General features: G+C 34.6%; 1 protein-coding gene. It reads left to right on the forward strand.

Translation table 11 applies throughout. From position 1 onward, the window contains the following. Window positions 1-96 precede the first annotated feature (96 nt). Window positions 97-651 carry a TetR/AcrR family transcriptional regulator gene (locus AB4232_RS22645; protein ID WP_246091725.1) on the forward strand — a complete coding sequence of 185 codons (555 nt, stop codon included), beginning with the start codon at window positions 97-99 and terminating at the stop codon, window positions 649-651. The last annotated feature ends 104 nt before the right edge of the window (window positions 652-755 follow it).

A 755-nucleotide genomic window follows, 5' to 3' on the forward strand; every position in this document is an offset into this window, starting at 1 on the left:
TGTTGAGATTATTTGGTTGAGTTATAGAATGCGCGGGTAATATAAACAAATAGGTGAGGATACAATCTGATGCTAAATGACAAAAGAACAAAAATCTTGAGCTCAGCAGAAAAGCTATTTATTTCTCAGCCTTATAGTAAAGTTTCAATTCGGTCTATTGCTAAGTCTGCGGGTGTAAGCCCCGCGTTAATTCTTTATTACTTTAATAACAAAGAGCAATTGTTTGATCAGCTCATCGAAGAGCATACAAGTCGTTTTCAAGATCAGTTCTCAAAGTATCAGAGAGTGGATGGAATACAACTACAACACTTACTTTCTGAACTTATCGAGTTTTGGGAAGCTTCGCCTAACATCTTTTTACTATTCACTTTTGGCGGAAGCTCATACAATTACGAAAATGTTCAACGCCTTAAAGAGTCTAAGTTTGGTTACACCTACAATAAGACTCTTGAAAATCTTCTTTATTTAGTTGATGGCTGTAACGAGTCAAACTTTCATTATTACCAGATGTTGGTTACGTCGTTAGTGTCTCAACCATATTTAGCAAACAAGCAACAAAAATATAACAATGACAACTCTACGTTTAACCTTATGCAATACCAAGAGGTTATAGCTAGCTTATTTAAAGAAGAGACTCGCTTTGCTTATTAAATAACTGCTTATTAAATGAATTATTCGTAAGTTACATTTGGTTTTTTAAGTCTTAACTCCTAATTCCTCAAAAACTGACACGAAAAAACGCCGCTCATTTGAGC

The organism is Vibrio sp. 10N.286.46.A8 (genome assembly GCF_041470165.1).
GTDB lineage: Bacteria > Pseudomonadota > Gammaproteobacteria > Enterobacterales > Vibrionaceae > Vibrio > Vibrio tasmaniensis_A.